Genomic DNA, 18,794 nt, shown 5'->3' on the forward strand with positions numbered 1-18,794 from the left:
GGGGTGTTGTCGGCCGACGACGGCGAAATAGGCTGCGATCAAGTGACCGGTTGACGTCGGGAAAAACATTTCCCGCGGATCGCACCAGGACGAGAAGGCAGGGTATGGACGCGAACACCGCGCACGATCCCGCAGACCTGATCGCCGTCGTCGGGATGGCGGGAAAGTTCCCCCAGGCGCCGGACGCGGACAGTCTGTGGGCGCTGTTGATGGACCGGGGCGACGCGATCGGCCCGGTCCCGGCCGACCGCTGGGACACCTCCGCCCCCCTGGACCCCGAACGCGACATCCAGGCCGTCGGCGGATTCCTCGACGGCGTCGACCGGTTCGACGCCGCCTTCTTCGGGATATCGCCCCGGGAGGCCGCCGCCATCGACCCCCAGCAGCGCCTGATGCTCGAAGTGGGCTGGCGCGCCCTGGAGGACGCCGGACAGCCCGCGGCCGACCTGGCCGGCACCCGCACCGGCGTCTACGTCGGCGCCTCCTGGCACGACTACGAGATCCTGCGCGAGGCGCGCGGGGCCCGCCCCACCCCGCACAGCCTGGTCGGCAACGCGCTCGACGTGATCGCCGCCAGACTCTCCTACTTCCTCAAGCTGCGCGGCCCCAGCATGACGGTGGAGACCGGCTGTTCCTCCTCGCTGGTCGCCCTGCACCTGGCCGCCCAGGCGCTGCGCCAGGGCGAGATCGACGCGGCGATCGTGGGCGGCACCAACCTGATGGTCGACCCCCATGTGACCGTCGGACTCACCCACTTCGGCGGGCTGTCCCCCGACGGCCGCTGCAAGGCGTTCGCCGCCGACGCCAACGGCTTCGTACGCGGGGAGGGCGTGGCCGCGCTCTACGTCAAGACGCTGCGCCGCGCGCTGGCCGACGGCGACCGGATCCACGGCGTGGTGGTCCGCACCGTCGTCAACAACGACGGGGGCGGCGACAGCCTGGTGACGCCCAGTCAGGAAGGCCAGGAGGACCTGCTGCGCCGTGCCTACGTGGAGGGCTGGGAGACCGTTCCCCGGCCCACGTACATCGAGGCGCACGGCACCGGGACGGGCCGCGGCGACCCCGTCGAGGCCACCGCCATCGGCCGCGTGCTCGGCGCGGGCCGCTCCGGCGACCCCCTGCTGATCGGCTCCGTCAAGACCAACATCGGGCACCTGGAGGCCAGCGCGGGCATGGCCGGGCTCTTCAAGCTGCTGCTCGCCCTGCGCCACCGCGTGCTGCCCCCGAGCCTGCACAGCGAGCGGACCAACCCGGCCATCGACTTCGCCGGTCTCCACCTCGAAGTGGTCCACGAGCCGCGCCCGCTGCCCGAGGGCCCCGTGACCCTCGGCCTCAACTCCTTCGGCTGGGGCGGCACCAACGCCCACGTGGTCCTCATGAGCCCGCCGGAGCCCGGCCCCGCCGAGCCCGCCGAGCTCCCCGACACCGGACTGCCCGCACTCGTGCCGCTCTCCGCCCGCCAGGCGTCCGACCTGCCCGTGCGGGCCGCCGACCTCCTGGCCGCCCTGCCCGCCGCCGAGGCCACCGGAGCGGGTCTGCCCGCACTGGCCGGCACACTCGCCCGGCGCCGCGACCACTTCCCGCACCGGGCCGCCGCGCTCGTGAGCGAACCCGCCGAACTGCGCGCCGCGCTCGCGGACCTGGCGGCGGGCGACGCCGGGACCGACGCGCCCGCACTCGTCACCGGCAGGGCCGTGCCCGTGGGCCGCACCGCGTTCGTCTTCCCCGGCCAGGGCTCCCAGTGGAGCGCCATGGGCCACGAACTGTACGCACACAGCCCGCTGTTCGCCGAGGTCGTCGGGCGCTGCGCCGCCGCGCTGCGCCCGCACGTCACCTGGGACCCGCTCGACGTCTTCCGGGCCGGGACCGGCGACGCGTGGATGTCCCGCATCGACATGCTGCAACCCGCCCTGTGGGCCATGTCGTTGGGCCTGGCCGAACTGTGGCGGGCCCATGGGGTCGAGCCCGACGTCGTCCTCGGCCACAGCCAGGGCGAGATCACCGCGGCCACCCTCGCCGGCGTCCTGTCCTACGAGGACGCGGCCCTGGTGATGGCGCGCCGCAGCGCCATCGCGCGCCGCGCCTCCGGACACGGCCGGATGCTCGCCGTCGACCTGGACAGGGACGCGGCGCTCGCCGCGCTCGAAGGCTTCGAGGACGTCGTCTCCCTCGCCGTGCACAACGGCCCCAACGCCTCCGTGCTCTCCGGCGACGAGGACGCGGTGCTCATGCTGAAGGAACTGCTGGAGGCGGACGGCACCTACTGCCGGCTGGTCAACGTCGACTACGCCTCGCACAGTCCCCAGATGGACCCCCTGCGCGAGGACCTGCTCACCGCGCTGGCCCCGGCCACGCCCCGCGAGGGCCGCATCGACCTGATGTCGACGGTGCGCGTCGGCCGCCTCGCCGGACCCGAGATGGACGCCGCGTACTGGGCGGAGAACCTCCGCAGCCCCGTGCTGTTCGCGGACTCCATGACCGCCCTGTTCGACGAGGGCGTCACACACGTCGTGGAGATCAGCCCGCACCCCGTGCTCGCCCCCGCGCTCGAACAGCTCGCGGCGGACCGCCCCGAGTCCGTGGCCGTCCTGACCACCCTGCGCCGCGACCGGGGCGGACCCGGCGAACTCGGCCGGGCCGTGGGCCGCGCCTACACGTCCGGTCTCGCACCCTTCGCCGGACTGCCCCGCGACACCCTCGTCCCGCTGCCCGGTCACCCCCTGCGCCAGGAGAGCCACTGGACGCCGGACCGCGGCGCGGCCACCGGTGCGGCGCGCGGCCTGGAGCCCCCGCTGGAGCCCGCGCCCGGACAGCCCGGCATCCGGCAGGGCCTCCTCGAACCGTCCGTCACGGAGCTGCCCTGGCTCGCCGACCACCAGGTCTACGGAACCCCGGTGCTGCCGGGCACCGCCATGCTGGCGCTCGCCGCGCACACGGCACGGGCCGCGACCGGCGCCGCCCCCGCCCGGATCGAGCGCATGGCCTTCCTCAAGGAGGTCACGCTCGGCGAGCGCCCCGCACGGCTCTGCGCGCGCTGGCAGGACGAGAGCCCCGGCACCGGAACGTTCGCCCTCTCCTCGCTCGACGAAGGCGCCGAGGCCTGGGAGACCAACGCCACCGCGCTGATCCACCGGACCGTCGCGGACGCCGCCACGACGGCGTTCCCCGCCTGGCCGGACACCACCGAGCCGTCGTCGGTGGACGCCTTCTACCAGGACTGCGCCGACCGGGGCCTCGGCTACGGGCCCGCCTTCCGGGGCGTACGGAGTCTGCGCCTCCACCCCTTGGGACGGGAGGCCGCGGGCGAGGTCGTCCTCGACGAGCGGCTGCGCGTCGGCCGGCGCCCGCACGTGCTCCACCCGGCCCTGTGGGACGGCGCCCTCCACGTCGCCCTGAGCCTGTACGACGACCCGGTGGCCCTGGTGCCGACGGCCGTCGACCGGATCGACCTGCACACGGGACCCGCCGAACCCGTCACGTCCGTGTGGTCGCACGCCGTGCGCCGCGCCGACGGCCGCTGCGACGTGCACCTCTACGACGAGCGGCGCACCCCGCTCCTCGTGATGCGCGGTCTGGAGCTGACGCCGCTGCCCGGCGCCGACGAGCGGGACCCGTTCGACGAGCGCCTGCACCGCGTCGAGTGGACCGACATCACCGCTGCCGCGGACACGGCCGCACCCGCGGAGCGCTGGATCGTCTGCGGGGACGGGCCGTCCGCCGAGGAGCTCACCGGCGCCCTGACGGCCGCCGGGGCCCACGCGGCGCGCGCCGACGCCGTCGATGCCGCACGGCCCGCCGACGCCGTGGTGTTCGTCGCGCCCGGGGCCGGCGAGGACCTCGGCACCCAGCGGCGCGGCCTCTACCGCCTCACCGAACTCGTCCGCTCCTGCGCCGCTTCGCCCGCGCCGCCCGCGCTGACCGTCGTGACCGACCGCGCCCAGGCACCCAGGGGCGCCGACCTGCCCGACCCCGGCGCCGCCCTCTACTGGGGCTACGCCCGCGTGCTGCGCCGCGAGCACGACGAACTGACCCCGCGGATCGTGGACGTCGACGTCACCGAGCCCGGCTGGCAGACGGACTGCGCCGCCGCGCTGCTCGGCGGCGACCGCGCCGAGGACCAGACGGCGCTGCGCGGCGGACGCCTGTCGGCCGCACGGCTCACCCGGGGTAGCGCCCGCGCGACGCAGGCCCCCTCCCTGCCCGCGCCGACCACCCCTCACCAGCCCTTCCGGGTCGGCCCGCGTCCCGCCGGACACGGGCCCGGCACCACCTTCCTGCCCCTGGCCCGGCGCACGCCCGCACCCCACGAGATCGAGATCGAGGTCACCGCGGCCGCCCTCGACCCGGGCCACGGACCGAAGACGAGCGGCCGGCACCCGGCGGCGCCCGACGGCGGCGACGTGCCGGGCGGCGAGTGCGCGGGCCGGGTCCTCGCCGTGGGCGAGGAGGTGACCGGCCTCGCCGTGGGCGACCGTGTGGCGGCCTGCGCCCACGGCGCGCTCGCCTCCCACGTCACCGTCCGCGCCGACCACGCGGTGCGGATCCCCGGGGGCATGACGGACGCCCAGGCGTGCGGCCAGGCCCTGGCGATGACGGCCGCCTGGTACGCGCTGGCGGAGGTCGGGCGCCTCGACGCGTCCGAGACCGTCCTGATCCACGACGCCGCGGACCCCGCGGGACTCGCCGCGATCCAGGTCGCCCGCGCGCTCGGCGCCCGGATCCTGGCCACGGCGGCGACACCCCAGCAACGCGCCCACCTGCGCGGGACCGGCATCACCGAGGTGTACGACAGCACGGGCCCGGCCTGGGCGGACGCGGCGCGGGCCGCCACCGGCGGGCGAGGCGTGGACGTCGTCCTCGACTCGCTCGGCGGCACGGCCCTGCGCGCCGGACTCGGGGTGCTCGCCGAGGACGGCCGCTTCCTGGAGACCGGGCAGCGGGACGCCCTCGCCGGACGCACGATCGGTCTCGCCGACCTCCACCGGGGCATCAGCCTGTCCGCCGTGGACGTGGCCGGACTCGCCGCGCGCCGGCCCGGCAGGTTCGCCCGTCTCCTCGCGCTCACCTGGGAGATGCTGGCGGCCGGGAAGCTCGAACCGCTGCCCGTGCACACCCGCCCCTTCGCCGAGGCCGACGCCGCGCTGGAGGCCACGGCCGCAAGGGAACGCATCGGACGCGAGGCGCTCGTCGAGCCCGCCACGGCAGGCCGCGTCACCGCGGAGCCGCTGCCGCGGGGCCGCTTCCGCGCGGACGGGACGTACCTGATCAGCGGCGGCCTCGGCGCGCTCGGTCTCTCGCTCGCCGAGTTCCTCGCCGAACGGGGCGCCGGAGCCCTGGTCCTGCTGGGCCGCTCCGTGCCACGCCCCGACGCGGCGGAGCGCGTGGCGAAGCTGCGCGCGACCGGCGTCCGCGTCGAGACCCTGCGCTGCGACGTCGCCGACGAGCAGGGCGTACGGGCGGCGCTGGACGGCGTACGCGCCGAACTGCCGCCAATGCGCGGGGTGGTGCACGCGGCGGGTCTGCTCGACGACGCCACGATCGGCACCCTGACCGAGCGTCAGCTCGCCGATGTGCTCGCGCCCAAGGCGGCGGGTGCCCGCTGCCTCGACCGGGTGACGGCCGACGATCCGCTCGACCTGTTCGTACTGTTCTCCTCCGCCGCCGCGCTCGTCGGCAACGCGGGCCAGGCGGCTTACGCGGCGGGCAACGCCTCCCTGGACGCGCTCGCGGAACTGCGGCGCCGCCGCGGCCTGCCCGCGCTGAGCGTCCAGTGGGGCCCGTTCACCGACGTGGGCCTCGCCGCGCACGACGAACGGCGCGGCGCCCGCCTCGCCGAGCGCGGCATGGGCGGCTTCCCGACGACTGAGGCCTGGCCCGCGCTGGCCCGCCTCCTCGACGGCGACGAACCCGTCGTCGGCCATGTGCCGATCGACCCGCGCCGGTGGTTCGACGCGAACCCGGACACCGCGGCACTGGCGAGCTGGAGCCGCCTGCACGCCGTGGCGAAGGACGCCTCGCAGGGGCTGCCGGGAGGCGACGGCGCGTTCCGCGCCCGCCTGCTGGACGCCTCCCCGCAGGAGCGGGTCGAGCTGGCCGGGGACAAGGTGCGGGAGCTGGCCGGACGGGTCCTGCGGCTCGATCCGCAGGGCGTCGAGCCCGACAGCCCGTTCAAGGCACTGGGCCTGGACTCCCTGATGAGTCTCGAACTGAGGAACCGTCTGGAGGCGGCGTTCGGCATGAAGCTCTCGCCGACCCTCCTGTGGGCGTACGGCACCACCAAGGCACTGGCCGGCGCGCTGTGCGACCAGTTGGCGCTCACCGAGGAGGCGCACTGATGACCGAGAACCCCGAACGCGGCGGCGCCGAGGCCAAGGGCGCCAAGCAGACCCCGCTCACCCGCGCCATGGACACCATCAAGGACCTGCGCCGCCGCCTCGCCGAGCAGGAGGGCACGCAGCCGATCGCCGTGGTCGGCATGGGGCTGCGGCTGCCCGGCGGCATCGGCGACCTCGACGGCTACTGGGCGGCGCTGGCCGCGGGCCGCGACCTGGTCACCGCGATGCCGGAGTCCCGCAAGGGGCCCTTCGGCGAGGCCTGGGAAGGGCTGCCGCAGCGCGGCGGATTCCTCGGCGAGGTGCTCGACTTCGACGCCGAGCACTTCGGCATCAGCCCGCGCGAGGCCCGGCACCTCGACCCGCAGCACCGGCTGCTCCTCGAAGTGGCCTGGGAGGCCATGGAGGACGCGGGACTGCCCGCCGGCCGGCTCGCCGGCACCTCCGCCGGGGTCTACCTCGGCATCATGTGGCAGGACTACCGCGACTGGCTCGAACGCGAGCCGGACGCGTACGCGACCACGGGCAACGGCCACAACTTCGCCGCCGGGCGCATCGCGTACGCCCTCGGCCTCGACGGCCCCGCCGTCTCGGTGGACACGGCCTGCTCCTCCTCGCTGGTCGCCGTGCACCTCGCGGCGCAGGCGCTGCGGCGCGGCGAGTGCGAGACCGCGTTCGCCGCGGGCGTCAACCTGATCATGTCCCCGCGCTCCATGCGACTGGTCCAGGAGACCCGTTCCCTGGCGCCCGACGGCCTGTGCAAGACGTTCGACGCGCGGGCCAACGGCTTCACCCGGGGCGAGGGCTGCGGTGTCCTGGTCCTCAAGCGCCTGGACCACGCGGTGCGCGACCAGGACCGCGTACACGCCGTCCTGCACGGCTCCGCCGTCAACCAGGACGGCAGGTCGGGCGGCTTCACCGCCCCGAACGTCCTCTCCCAGGTCGCCCTCACCGAGACCGTGCTGGCCCAGGCCGGCCTCGAACCGTCGGACATCGGCTATGTGGAGGCGCACGGCACCGGCACGGCGCTCGGCGACCCGATCGAGATGGAGGCACTGGCCACCTCCCTCGGCCGCCGCAACGGCGGGGCCCGGCTGCCCGTGGGCGCCGTGAAGACCAACTTCGGTCACCTGGAGAGCGCCGCGGGCGTGGCGGGAGTGATCAAGGCGGCGCTGTGCCTGCGGCACGCCCAGGTGCCCCCGGTCGTCCACTTCCGCACCCTCAACCCGCGCATCGACCTGACCGGCACGGGCATCACCGTGCCGACCGGGCTCACGGAGTGGGACCGGGGGAGCGGGCGGTACGCGGCGGTCAGCTCGTTCGGGATGAGCGGGACCAACGCGCAGGTCGTGCTCGGCCCGCCGCCCGAGGGCACGGGCGAGGGCGCACGGACCCCCGCCGAGGGGCCCGTCCGCGTCGACGGCTTCGCGATCTCGGCGCCGACCGACGAGGCGCTGCGCTCCTTGGCGGCGCGCTACGCCGACCACTTGGAGACCCTCCCGCCGGACCGGTACGCGGCCTTCGCCTACACCACCACCCACGCCAGGTCCCGGCACGACGTGCGGGTCCGGATCGCGGCGCCCGACAGCACCGCGGCCACCGAAGCCCTGCGGTCCGTGGCGGCGGGCACCCCCTCCTCGGCGGTCGCCCCCTCCCCGCCCACTCCTGAGGACCCGTCCCAGGGCCCTGGCGCGGAACTGCCGCGCGACGTCATCGCCCTGCCCGCCCACCCGTGGCAGCGCCGCAGGTACGCGCCCGAGCACGGACCGGCCCACCCCGCCCCGGACCACCCAAAGGCCGCGTCCGGCGCCGCCGAGCCCTCCGCCTCGTACCAACTCCACTGGGAAAGCGCGCCGTTCGGGACGACGGCCCCCCTGGCCGCGCTCGTCGTCGCGGGCGACGACACCGAACTCGCCGTGCGCACCGCCCGCGAGGCCGCGGCCCAGGGCGCGCGCGGCACGCTCCTGACGCCCGGCGCCGAGCCGGGGCCGGAGGGCTGGGAGCGGGGCTCCCTGCCCCGCACCCCGCAGGACTGGGACCGGTTCTGGCAGGGACGTACCGAGTCCCACACCCTCCTGCTCGCGCCGCGCGTCCCGGTCCTGCCCGACACGGCGGGTGCGGGCGAGGGTCTCGCGGGGGACGCGGGCGCCGTGTGCGAAGCGGTGGCCACCGCGGTGACCGCGCTCGCCGCCCCCGACGCCGGGCACCGCGCCTTCGTCCTGACGCGCGGGGCCCGCCGCACCGAGGACGGCGACCGCGCCGACGGCGTCGGCCACGGCCCGCTGCACGGGCTCGCGCCGGTCCTCGGCCTCGAACTCCCCTCCGCCTGGGGCGGCGTGGTGGACCTGCCGACCGCCCCGGAGGCGGCGGACCTGCGCGCCCTGCTGGCGTTCACCGGCACACAGCGGACGGCGCGGGGCGCCGCACGGCCCGACCGGTGCGAGGACCTGGCGGTCGTCCGCGGCGGCCGGGTGCGCGTGGCCCGACTGGTACCGGCGCCCGCGCACACGCCGAGGCTGGATGTGCGGGACGACGCCACCTACCTGGTCACCGGCGGACTGGGCGCCGTGGGGCGGGAGCTGACGGCGGATCTGGTGCGGCGCGGCGCCCGGCACCTGCTGCTCGTCGGCCGCCGCCCCGAGGAGGAGCTCGGCGGACGCGCCCGCGCCCTGCTCGCCGAACTGACGGCGTCCGGTGCCGACATCACGTATCAAGCCGGAGGCTGCGACACTCCGCGGGCCTGGGAGGAGATCGCCGCGCGGCTGCGCACGATGCCTCCCGTGCGGGGTGTCGTGCACGCTGCAGGCACCCTGGACCGCGTTCCGGTGTCGCGGGTGGGTGCCGAGGACTTCACGGCGGCGCTGCGCGCGAAGTACACCCCCGCCTGGTGGCTGCACCTCGCCTCGCGCGCGTGGCCGCTGGACTTCTTCGTGCTGATCTCCTCGGTCTCCGCGGTGTGGGGCACCGAGCACTGCGCGGCGTACTCGGCCGCCAACGGCGCCCTGGACGCCCTCGCCGCCCACCGGCGCGCCCGCGGTCTGCCCGCGGTGAGCCTCGCCTACGGCCCCTGGGACCTGGACGGCGCCGGCATGGCCGACGACGCGTCGCGCGAGTCCTTCGAGCGGGTCGGCGTCGTCGCCCAGGGCTCCGCGGCGGCCTGCGCCGCGCTGACCGCCCAGGTGCCGGGCGCGGACGGCCACGTCGTGTCCTGCGGGATCGACACGGACCGCTTCACCCGGATCATGTCGGGGCTGCGCCCGCGCGGGCTCTACGCCGGACAGGGCGTCGCCCGGGGCACGGCGGCAGCCGAAACCGTGGCCGACGCGCCCGGCGCGGAGCAGGCCGAGCCGGAGGCCTCCGTCGTCGAGGAGTTGGCGGCGCTGCCGGAGCGGGCCCGTGCGGCCGCCGCCCGTGCCCATGTGGCCCGCATGCTCGCCGCGCAGCTCGGCCACCAGGAGACCACCCGGCTCCGCGAGGACGTCGGGTTCCTGGACCTCGGGCTGGACTCGATCATGGCGGTCGACCTGGCCGAGCGGCTCACGCAGGCGTTCGGCACCGATGTCGTCGTCGCCGACGTCTTCGACCACCCCACCGTCGACGAACTGGCCGACCACCTGCTGCGGCGCCCGCCCACGACGGCGCGCCCGCCGGAGCGGTCCGAGCGGCCCAAGGGCCCGGCCGCGCCGCCGCCCGAGCGGCTCCCCCGCCCGGCCTCGCTCACAACTGGCGTACTGACTGCGGGAGATGAGGCCACCACGGGGCGGTCCGCCGAGCCGATCGCCATCGTCGGCATGGCAGGACGTTTCCCCGGCGCCGACTCCGTCGACGAGCTGTGGCAGCTGCTCAGCGAGGGCCGGGACGGTGTCGGGCCGGTGCCGGAAGGCCGCTGGGACACCGACGTGTTCCGTGTCGCCGAGGACGCAGGCGAGGGCGGCACGCTCACCACCGACCAGGGCGGCTTCCTGCGCGACCTGGCCCGCTTCGACGCCTCGTTCTTCGGGATCCCCGCCCGCGAGGCGGAGAACCTCGACCCGCAGCAGCGGCTCCTGCTGGAGTCGGCCTGGCACGCCCTGGAGGACGGCGGTGTCGACCCCCGCGGGCTCAGGAACTCGCGTACGGGCGTGTTCGTCGGCGTCAGTTCCAGCGACTACGCGCGCCTGCTCGCACGGGCGGGCGCCGAGGGGATCGACGCCTACTACGGCACCGGGACCGCGCTCAACGCCGTCGCGGGCCGCCTCGCCTTCACCCTGGGCCTGCACGGTCCCGCCCTCGCGGTCGACACCGCCTGCTCCTCCTCGCTGGTCGCGCTGCACCTCGCGGTGCGCTCCCTGCGCTCGGGCGAGAGCGACGCGGCCCTGGCCGGCGGGGTCAACGTCCTGCTCGATCCGCTGTCCTGGGTCGCCGTCAGCCGGGCCCACATGCTCTCTCCCGACGGCCGCTGCCGGACCTTCTCGGCCGGCGCGAACGGATTCGTGCGGTCCGAGGGCTGCGGCGTCCTCGTGCTCAAGCGCCTCACCGACGCCCGCAGGGACGGCGACCGGGTCCACGCCGTGATCCGCGGCAGCGCCGTGAACCAGGACGGCGCCTCGTCCGGGCTCACCGCGCCGAGCGGCAGCGCCCAGGAGGTGATGCTGCGCGACGCGCTCGCGGACGCGGGCGTCGAGGGCTCCCAGGTCTCCTACCTGGAGGCGCACGGCACCGGAACCGCCGTCGGCGACCCCATCGAACTCGGCGCGGGCTGGCGGGTCCTCGGCCCCGGCCGGCGGCCCGGCGAGCCGCTGCACGTGGGGTCGGTGAAGAGCAACATCGGGCACTGCGAGTCGGCGGCCGGCATGGCAGGGGTCATCAAGACCGTGCTGGCCCTGCGACACGGCAGGATCCCGGCCAACCTCCACTTCGACGAGCCCAACCCGCTGGTGCCCTGGGCCGACATGAACGTACGCGTGGTGGACGCCCCCACGCCGTGGCGCCCCGGCGGCACGCCCCGCGTCGCGGGAGTCTCCGGCTTCGGCTTCACCGGCACGAACGCCCACGTCCTGCTCTCCGACGACGTCACAGCCGACGCCACCGCCCCGGCTCCCGGCGCACCGGCGGACGAGCGCCCCGAATCCGTGCGGCTGCTGCCCCTGTCCGCCCCCGATCCGGCGGGCCTGGAGCGGCTCACGGCGGCATGGGCGGAGCGGCTGACCCGGGCGGAGCCCGGCGAACTGGCCGCACTGACCGCCACGGCGGGCGCGGGCCGGGCCCACTTCCCGTACCGCAGGACCCTGTGGGGAAGCAGCGGGGAGCAGCTCCTGGGCGCGCTGGACGGCGCCCCGCCCGCCGCCCCCGCCGCCCGGGCGCCGCGCGTCGCCTTCCTCTTCTCCGGCCAGGGCAGCCAGCACTTCGGCATGGGCCGGGAGCTGTACGAGACCGAACCGGTGTTCCGTGACGTCTTCGACGCCTGCGACCGCGCCGTGGCCGGCTCGCTCGGCGCCTCGCTCACCGACCTCGTCCTGTACGGCACGGACACGAGCGCCGTCAACGAGACCCGGGTGACCCAACCGGCCCTGGTCGCCCTGGAGATCGCCCTCGCCGCCCTCTGGGAGTCGTGGGGCGTCACCCCGGCCCTCGTCATGGGGCACAGCGTCGGGGAGATCGCCGCCGCCCTGCACGCCGGGGTGATGGACCTGCCCACGGGGATGCGTCTGATCACCGACCGCTCCCGGCTGATGCAGGGCACCCGGCGCGGCGCGATGCTCGCGGTCACGGCTCCCGAGGAGCGCGTCCTGGAGTGGATCGACGGCACCGGCCTGGACATCGCCGCCGTCAACACCCCGGACGCCACCGTGGTGTCGGGGGCGCCCGAGGCCGTCGGCGCCCTGGCCGAACGGCTCAAGGAGCAGGGGGTCAGGGCCCGCGCCCTGAGCGTGTCCCACGCCTTCCACTCGCGTCTCCTCGACCCGATGGCCGACGACTTCGCCCGCTGCCTGGAGCCGTTGGAGTTCCGCCCCGCGGCCCTCCCGGTCGTCGCCAACCTCACCGGGGACCTCGCGGGACCCGACACGTACGACGCCCGCTACTGGTGCGAGCACGCCCGCAACCCCGTCCGGTTCCACAGCGGGGCACGGCGCCTGGCCGGGCTCGACGTCGACGTCTGCCTGGAGATCGGCCCCGACCGGACCCTGATCAACCTGCTGAGGGCGGGCGGCACACAGCCCGCCGAGAACTTGGCGTCCTCGCTGCGGCGCGGCAGGCCCGACCGGACCGGCCTGCTCACCGCCGCCCGGACGCTCTACGAGCGGGGCCAGGACCTCGACTGGCGGCGCGTCCACGCCCAGGACGCGCGGACCGCCGCACACGGCCCGGCCGCCGACGCGCCCCGCTACCCCTTCGGCGGGCAGCGGTACTGGCCACGAGAAGCCACCGGCACCGCCGTGCCGGGAGCCGCCGCCGAGGCGACCGCCCCCGCCTGGGGCACCGAACTGCGCTCACCGGCACTGCGCGGACGGATCTTCCGCACGGAGCGCAGCACGGTCTTCCCGCCGCACCTCACCGACCACCGGCTGTTCGGCACGGTCTCGGTGCCGGGTGCCTCCCAGACCGCGACCGTCCTGTCCGCGCTCGGCACCGGCGGAGCGCCGGTGACCCTGGAGGACCTGCACTTCCCCCGGGCCCTGGTGCTGCGCGAGGGCGAGCGCTACGAACTCCAGATCACCGACATCGAGCAGGAGCACGGCACCCGCACGGTGGGCGTCGCCAGCCTCGTCGACGACGAACAGGGCCGCTGGCAGGAACACCTGGCGGCCAGGGCGGTCGACGCGGGGCCGGAGCACGACGGCCTCGACGCCGTGCGGAGCCGCGCGGCCCGCGACGCCTTCGCCTCCGCGGCGGAACGGCACCTGACGGGCGACGACTTCTACCGCCACCTGCGCTCGCTCGGATACCACCTCGGCCCGTCCTTCCGCTGGATCCGCGAGATGTGGGTCCGTGGCGACGAGGCGCTGGTCCGCTTCACCGAGCCCGCGGAGATGAACGAGCCCGCGGCCCGGTACGAGATCCACCCCGGCCTGCTCGACTCGTGCCTGCAGAGCACGGTCGGCTTCGCGGTCGGACTCCAGGACCCGGACCGGGTGGGGGAGGAGACCTCGCTCGCCATCCCGTTCGCCGCGGCCCGGCTGTCGTTCCCCGGACGGCCCGTGCCCGGCGGCGAGCTGTGGGCGCACGTCCGCGCCGACCGCGAGCCCGCGGGACCGGCCGACTTCTCGCAGGTCCGCTCGGCCGACCTGCGGCTGTGCGACGACGACGGCACGACCGTCCTCGCCGTGGCCGGCTTCCGCTTCCGCCGCGCGCCCCGCGCGCTCCTGCAGAGGTCGCTGCGCGAGAGCGTCCGGCACGCCTACGCGTGGGAGTGGACCGAACGACCGGCGCCCGCGGCCCCCACGGGGGCGGGACGACCCCGGCGCGTCACGGTCCTCGGCACGGGGGACACCGCGCGCGCCGTGCACGAGGCGTTCGCGGCGCTCGGCCACCAGGTGTCGGTGTCCGGCGGCCAGGAACAGCCCGACAGCGCCACCGGTCTCGTCGTCGACGCCCGGTTCTGCGACGGCCCGGCGCCCGTCGCCCCCCGGGCTGCGCTGGCCGCCGTGGTCGAACTGGCCAGGTCGCTGCGGGCCGCCCCGCCGCACGTGCCGTACGCGGTCCTCGGCGTCAGGGACCAGGCCGACAAATCCGCACCGGCACCGCTCCACGAAGCACTGTGCGGCCTGTTGGCCTCCCTGTCGGCCGAACAGCGCGACCGGCGCCTCCTGGCGGTGGACCTCACCGCCGACGCCGACGCGGGCACCCTCGCCGGCGAGCTGGTCCGCCTGCTCGCCGACGGAATCACCGAGACCCGGCTGGAGATCGGCCCCGGGACGGTGCGGGTGGCCCGGCTCACCCCCCACCGCGAGCAGGCGGACCACACCGGGCCCGCCCCGCGGGACGGGGTCCTGATCACCGGTGGCCTCGGCGCGCTCGGCCTGAGCACGGCCCGCATCCTGGCCCGCCGGGGCGCCACGGCCCTCACCCTCATGGGGCGCTCGGCACCCGGCCCCGCGGCCCGTGAGGTGATCGCCGAACTCACCGGGAACGGCACGCGGGTCACGGTGGTCAAGGGCGACGTCACCGACCCGGAATCCTGCCGCGCCGCCGTCGCCGCGGCCGGCGCACACGCCCCGCTGCGCACCGTCCTGCACCTCGCGGGCACCACCGCCGACCGCGCCTTCGAGCAGCTGACGGAGGACGACTTCGAGGAGGTCTTCGCCGCCAAGGCGTACGGCGCCGAGCAGCTCGCCGACGCGCTGCGCGGCCACGACCTGGACGCCTTCGTCCTGTTCTCCTCCGCGTCGAGCGTCCTCGGCTCGGCCGGACAGGCCAACTACGCGGCGGCCAACGGCTACCTCGACGGTCTCGCGGCGTCGCTGCGCGCCGCCGGAGTACCGGCCACGAGCGTCGACTGGGGCCCCTGGCTCCCGGAGCGCGCGGGCGGACTCGCGGCCTCGGAGGCCGTCGCACGGGCCGTCGCACAGGTCGGCATCCGGCCCCTCACCGACGACGAGGCCGCGGAGCTGCTGACGCTGGCGACGGCGGGACACACGGCGCGCCTGGTGGCCGTCTCGGTCGACCGGCAGCGCTACCAGGAGCGGCTCGCCGGCCATCCGGGGGCCGCCGTGTTCCGGGGCACCGCCCCGGCGCCGTCCGCGCCCGCCGCCGCACCGCCCGCCCAACCCCGTGGCTGGCTGCGCGAGTTGCTGGACGACCTGGACCCCGGCGCGCGGGAACGGCGGCTCGCGGAGACCGTGCGCGAGATGACGGGCGCGGTCCTCGGCGACGGCTCGGCGGTCGACGACGAGTCCGGGTTCGGCGACATGGGCCTCGACTCGATCATGGTCATCGATCTGCGCTCCCGGCTCGCGCAGGCGCTGGGCGTCGACCTGGCCGCCACGGTCGCCCTCGACCACCCGACCGTCACCCGCCTCGCCCGCCACGTGGCGGACCTCGTGTTCCCCGCCGAGGCGGCCCCCGCACCCCGCGGGCGCGAGAGGGGACCGGTCCACGCCGAACGCCCCGACGGCGCGCCGGCGGAACCGGCCGGGCCCGAGGACCTGGCGTGTCTGTCGTTCGAGGAACTCGTCCGAGCCGTGCAGGCCGACGTGCGAGCAGAGAAGACGGAGAAGTCATGACCGACACGATGGACCCCGCGGCCCTGCGCAAGCTGATGGAGGACCAGCTCAGCCTGTCCCGGCGCCTGCGCGAGCGCGTCCGCGAGCTGGAGGAGGAGAAGCACGCGCCGCTGGCCGTGGTCGGCATGGGGCTGCGCCTGCCCTCCGATCTGACGTCGCCGCAGCAGTACTGGGACTTCCTGCGCGGCGACGCCGACGCCCTCTCGGGGCTGCCCGCGGACCGGCCGGGCCTGCGGACCGTGTACGACCCCACGCCCGGCAGGCCGGGCCGCTCCTACGTCGACCGCGCCGGATTCCTCGACGACGTCGCCCACTTCGACGCGGAGTTCTTCGGGATCTCGCAGCGCGAGGCCAAGCTGCTCGACCCACAGCAGCGCCTGCTCCTTGAGGCGTCCTGGGAGGCCCTGGAGCGGGCCGGGATCGCCGTGAACCGCGCCGACCGCCTCGACGTCGGCGTCTACCTGGGGATGATGGCCTCGGAGTACAACGAACGGCTGCAGGACCGGAGGGACACGAGCCGGATCGACCCGTACTTCACCACCGGCGGAGGCCTCTGCTTCGGCGCCGGACGGATCAGCTACGTGATGGGCTTCTCCGGCCCCGTCGTCAGCGTCGACACCGCGTGCTCCTCCTCCCTCGCCGCCCTGCACCTGGCCGTGCGCGGCCTGCGCGGCAACGAGTGCCGCTACGCGCTGGTGTGCGGCTCCAACCTGCTGCTCTCCGCCGACCTGATGGTGTCGCTGAGCCAGGCGCGCGCCCTGTCGCCCGAGGGGCGTTCCAAGTCGTTCCTCGCCTCGGCCGACGGCTACGGCCGGGGCGAGGGCGTCGGGGTGCTCGCCCTGATGCGCCTCGCCGACGCCGAACGCGAGGGCCGCCCCGTGCTCGCCGTCGTGCGCGGCACGGCCATGGGACACGACGGCGCCGCGTCCGGCCTGACCGCGCCCAACGGACCCGCCCAGCAGGAGGTCATCACGGCCGCGCTCGCCGACGCGGGCGTCGAGCCGGCCGACCTCGGCTGGATCGAGGCGCACGGCACCGGGACCGTACTGGGCGACCCCATCGAGATCGGCGCCCTGGACGCGGTCGTCGGCCCCGCGGTGCGCGAGCGGGGCGTCCCGCTCGCGCTGGGCAGCGTCAAGTCCCGCATCGGCCACCTCGAAGCCGCCTCCGGGGTGGCGAGCCTGATCAAGACGGTGCTGATGCTGCGGCACGGGGAGATACCGGCCGCCGCCTCGCCCGACGACGGGCCACTGAACACCCACATCGCCTGGGACCGCATGCACTTCACGGTCCCCCGACGGCACGGCCCCTGGCCCGCACAGCTGCCCCGCAGGGTGGCGGGCGTCAACTCCTTCGGCATGAGCGGCACCAACGTGCATGCCGTCCTGGAGGCCTACGAGCCGGCCGCACCGCCCGAGCCGCGCCAGGAGAGCCGCGCGGCGGGCGAGCTGCTGGTGCTCTCGGCGAAGGACCCCGCCGCGCTCGCCGACCTCGCCGCCGCCGCACGGACGTGCCTGACGTCGGCGGACGCCGCGTCCATCGGCTCCCTCTGCCACACGCTGCGGGCCGGGCGGGCCGCCTTCGACCACCGCGTCGCGGTCACCGGCGCGGACGCCGCCGAGCTGACACGGGAGCTGGACGCCGCGCTGGCCGCGCCGCCCGCGCCGGTGCCGCCCCTGCGCACGGTCGTCCTGCGCGCGGGCGCCGACGACGCGCTGCTCGACGCCGCCGTCAGCACGCTGACCGACGCCTTCCCCGACCTCATCGGGGAGGGCACCGGTCCCGCGCCGGACACGTCCCGCGGTTCCGCCGAGGCGCTGGCACACCTGGTCCGCGGCCTCGGACTCGCCGTCGACGTGCGCCGGGACGCGGACTCCTCGCGTGCCGCGGCGACCCTGGAGTGGCGGACCCCTGACGGCGCGACCGCGTCCGCCCCCTTGGCAGGGGACGGCGCGCGCGACCCCGCCGCGCTCCTGCTCGACGCCGTGGCCGCGCTGTTCACCGCGGGCGCGCAGCCGCGCTGGGACCGGCTGCGCGCTCCGGGCGCGAGGCTGCTGAGCGATCTGCCGACGTACCCGTTCCGCCGCAAGCGCCACTGGATCGAGGAGCCGCCCTCCGGAGCGGACGCCTCGGCGCCCGGCACGGGCACGGCCCGACCCGGTGTGTCCGCCGGCGGCCACACCGCCGCTCTCGGCCCGCTCTCTCCCCAGGAGCTGGAGGCCCACCTCCTGGCCGAGCTGCGCGAGGTCCTCCAGGAGACCGAAGAGCTCGACGTCGAACGGTCGTTCCTCGACGCGGGCGGTGACTCGTTCACCTCCACCCTCTTCATCACCAAGGTGGAGGAACGCTTCGACGTCGGCCTCACCTCCGAGGAACTGCCCCTCGACCTGCCCCTGGCGGAGATGATCAGCAAGCTCGCCGCGAACGTCACCCCCCGCGACACCGGAACCGGAGCGGAGCGGCCCGCATGAGCGTCTTCGTGCGGCCCCGCCGCGTCACCGACCCCGTAGTCCGCCTGGTCGTCGTCCACCACGCGGGCGGCTCGGCGGCCGCCTACCACCCGCTGACCCGCCACCTGCCGAAGGACTGGGAACTGCTCCTGCTCGACCTGCCGGGCCGGGGCAAACGGCACACCGAGGCACCGCTGGAGGACATGGCGGCGCTGGCCGCGAGCACCGCGGACGCCGTCGCGCCGTGGGCGACGGGCCCGCCGCTCGCGCTCTTCGGGCACAGCCTGGGAGCGCTGGTCGCCGCCGAGGCCGCGCGTCGCCTGGAGGAGCGGGGCCCCGCGCCCGTCTGGGTCGGCGTCTCGGGACGGCCGGCGCCGGGCACGCGCGGCGGCGGCGCGGAACTGCACCCCGCCATGCCGGACGACCGCCTAATGAGCGGGCTGAGGGCGATGGGCGGGATCCCCGCGCGGATCGACGAGGTGCCCGGATTCCGGGACCGGTTCCTGCGGCTCGTCCGGGCCGACCTGCGGGCCCTCGTCTCCTACCGGCCCGCACCGGGCCGCCGTCGCCTGGCCGCCCCGATGACCGCCATGAGCGCCACCTCCGACCCCCTCGCGCCGCTGGCCGAACTGGGCGCCTGGGCAAGGGAGACGACCGGTGAACTGCGCCGGCGCGTCTTCCCCGGCGGCCACTTCCACTTCCTCGACGACGCCTTCGCCCGCCTGGGCGACGTGCTCGTGGAGGAGATCCGGCACGTGGTCGGCTCCACCTCCCCCACCCGCGCCTCGCGGCCCCGCGCCGTGGTGTGA

At 76.0% G+C, this 18,794-nt stretch carries 4 protein-coding genes; all 4 read left to right on the forward strand.

Annotated features, from left to right (window positions below):
* Positions 1–104: 104 nt before the first annotated feature.
* Genes AB0L89_RS06460 through AB0L89_RS06475 form a run of 4 tightly spaced genes read left to right on the forward strand, consistent with a single transcriptional unit; the run spans position 105 to position 18,794 of the window.
* Positions 105–6,335, forward strand: coding sequence for a type I polyketide synthase (locus tag AB0L89_RS06460; protein ID WP_365135222.1), 6,231 nt, complete (start codon positions 105–107; stop codon positions 6,333–6,335).
* Positions 6,335–15,535 (forward strand): SDR family NAD(P)-dependent oxidoreductase, encoded by a 9,201-nt coding sequence (locus tag AB0L89_RS06465; protein WP_365135225.1) that lies wholly within the window; start codon positions 6,335–6,337, stop codon positions 15,533–15,535. The genes AB0L89_RS06460 and AB0L89_RS06465 overlap by 1 nt, the downstream gene beginning before the upstream one ends.
* Entirely contained in the window at positions 15,532–18,006 is a 2,475-nt protein-coding gene (locus tag AB0L89_RS06470; protein WP_365135228.1) for a beta-ketoacyl synthase N-terminal-like domain-containing protein, read from the forward strand. The genes AB0L89_RS06465 and AB0L89_RS06470 overlap by 4 nt, the downstream gene beginning before the upstream one ends.
* Complete coding sequence (locus AB0L89_RS06475) at positions 18,003–18,794, forward strand: alpha/beta fold hydrolase (protein ID WP_365135231.1); 792 nt, start codon at positions 18,003–18,005, stop codon at positions 18,792–18,794. The genes AB0L89_RS06470 and AB0L89_RS06475 overlap by 4 nt, the downstream gene beginning before the upstream one ends.

Origin of the sequence: Streptomyces sp. NPDC052114, assembly GCF_040680155.1 — a bacterium.
GTDB lineage: Bacteria > Actinomycetota > Actinomycetes > Streptomycetales > Streptomycetaceae > Streptomyces.

What these genes read in the sequence shown, in the direction of transcription:
- AB0L89_RS06465 (WP_365135225.1), top strand. Translation starts at nt 6,335, where the DNA reads ATGACCGAGAACCCCGAACGCGGCGGCGCCGAGGCCAAGGGCGCCAAG.
- AB0L89_RS06460 (WP_365135222.1), top strand. Translation starts at nt 105, where the DNA reads ATGGACGCGAACACCGCGCACGATCCCGCAGACCTGATCGCCGTCGTC.
- AB0L89_RS06475 (WP_365135231.1), top strand. Translation starts at nt 18,003, where the DNA reads ATGAGCGTCTTCGTGCGGCCCCGCCGCGTCACCGACCCCGTAGTCCGC.
- AB0L89_RS06470 (WP_365135228.1), top strand. Translation starts at nt 15,532, where the DNA reads ATGACCGACACGATGGACCCCGCGGCCCTGCGCAAGCTGATGGAGGAC.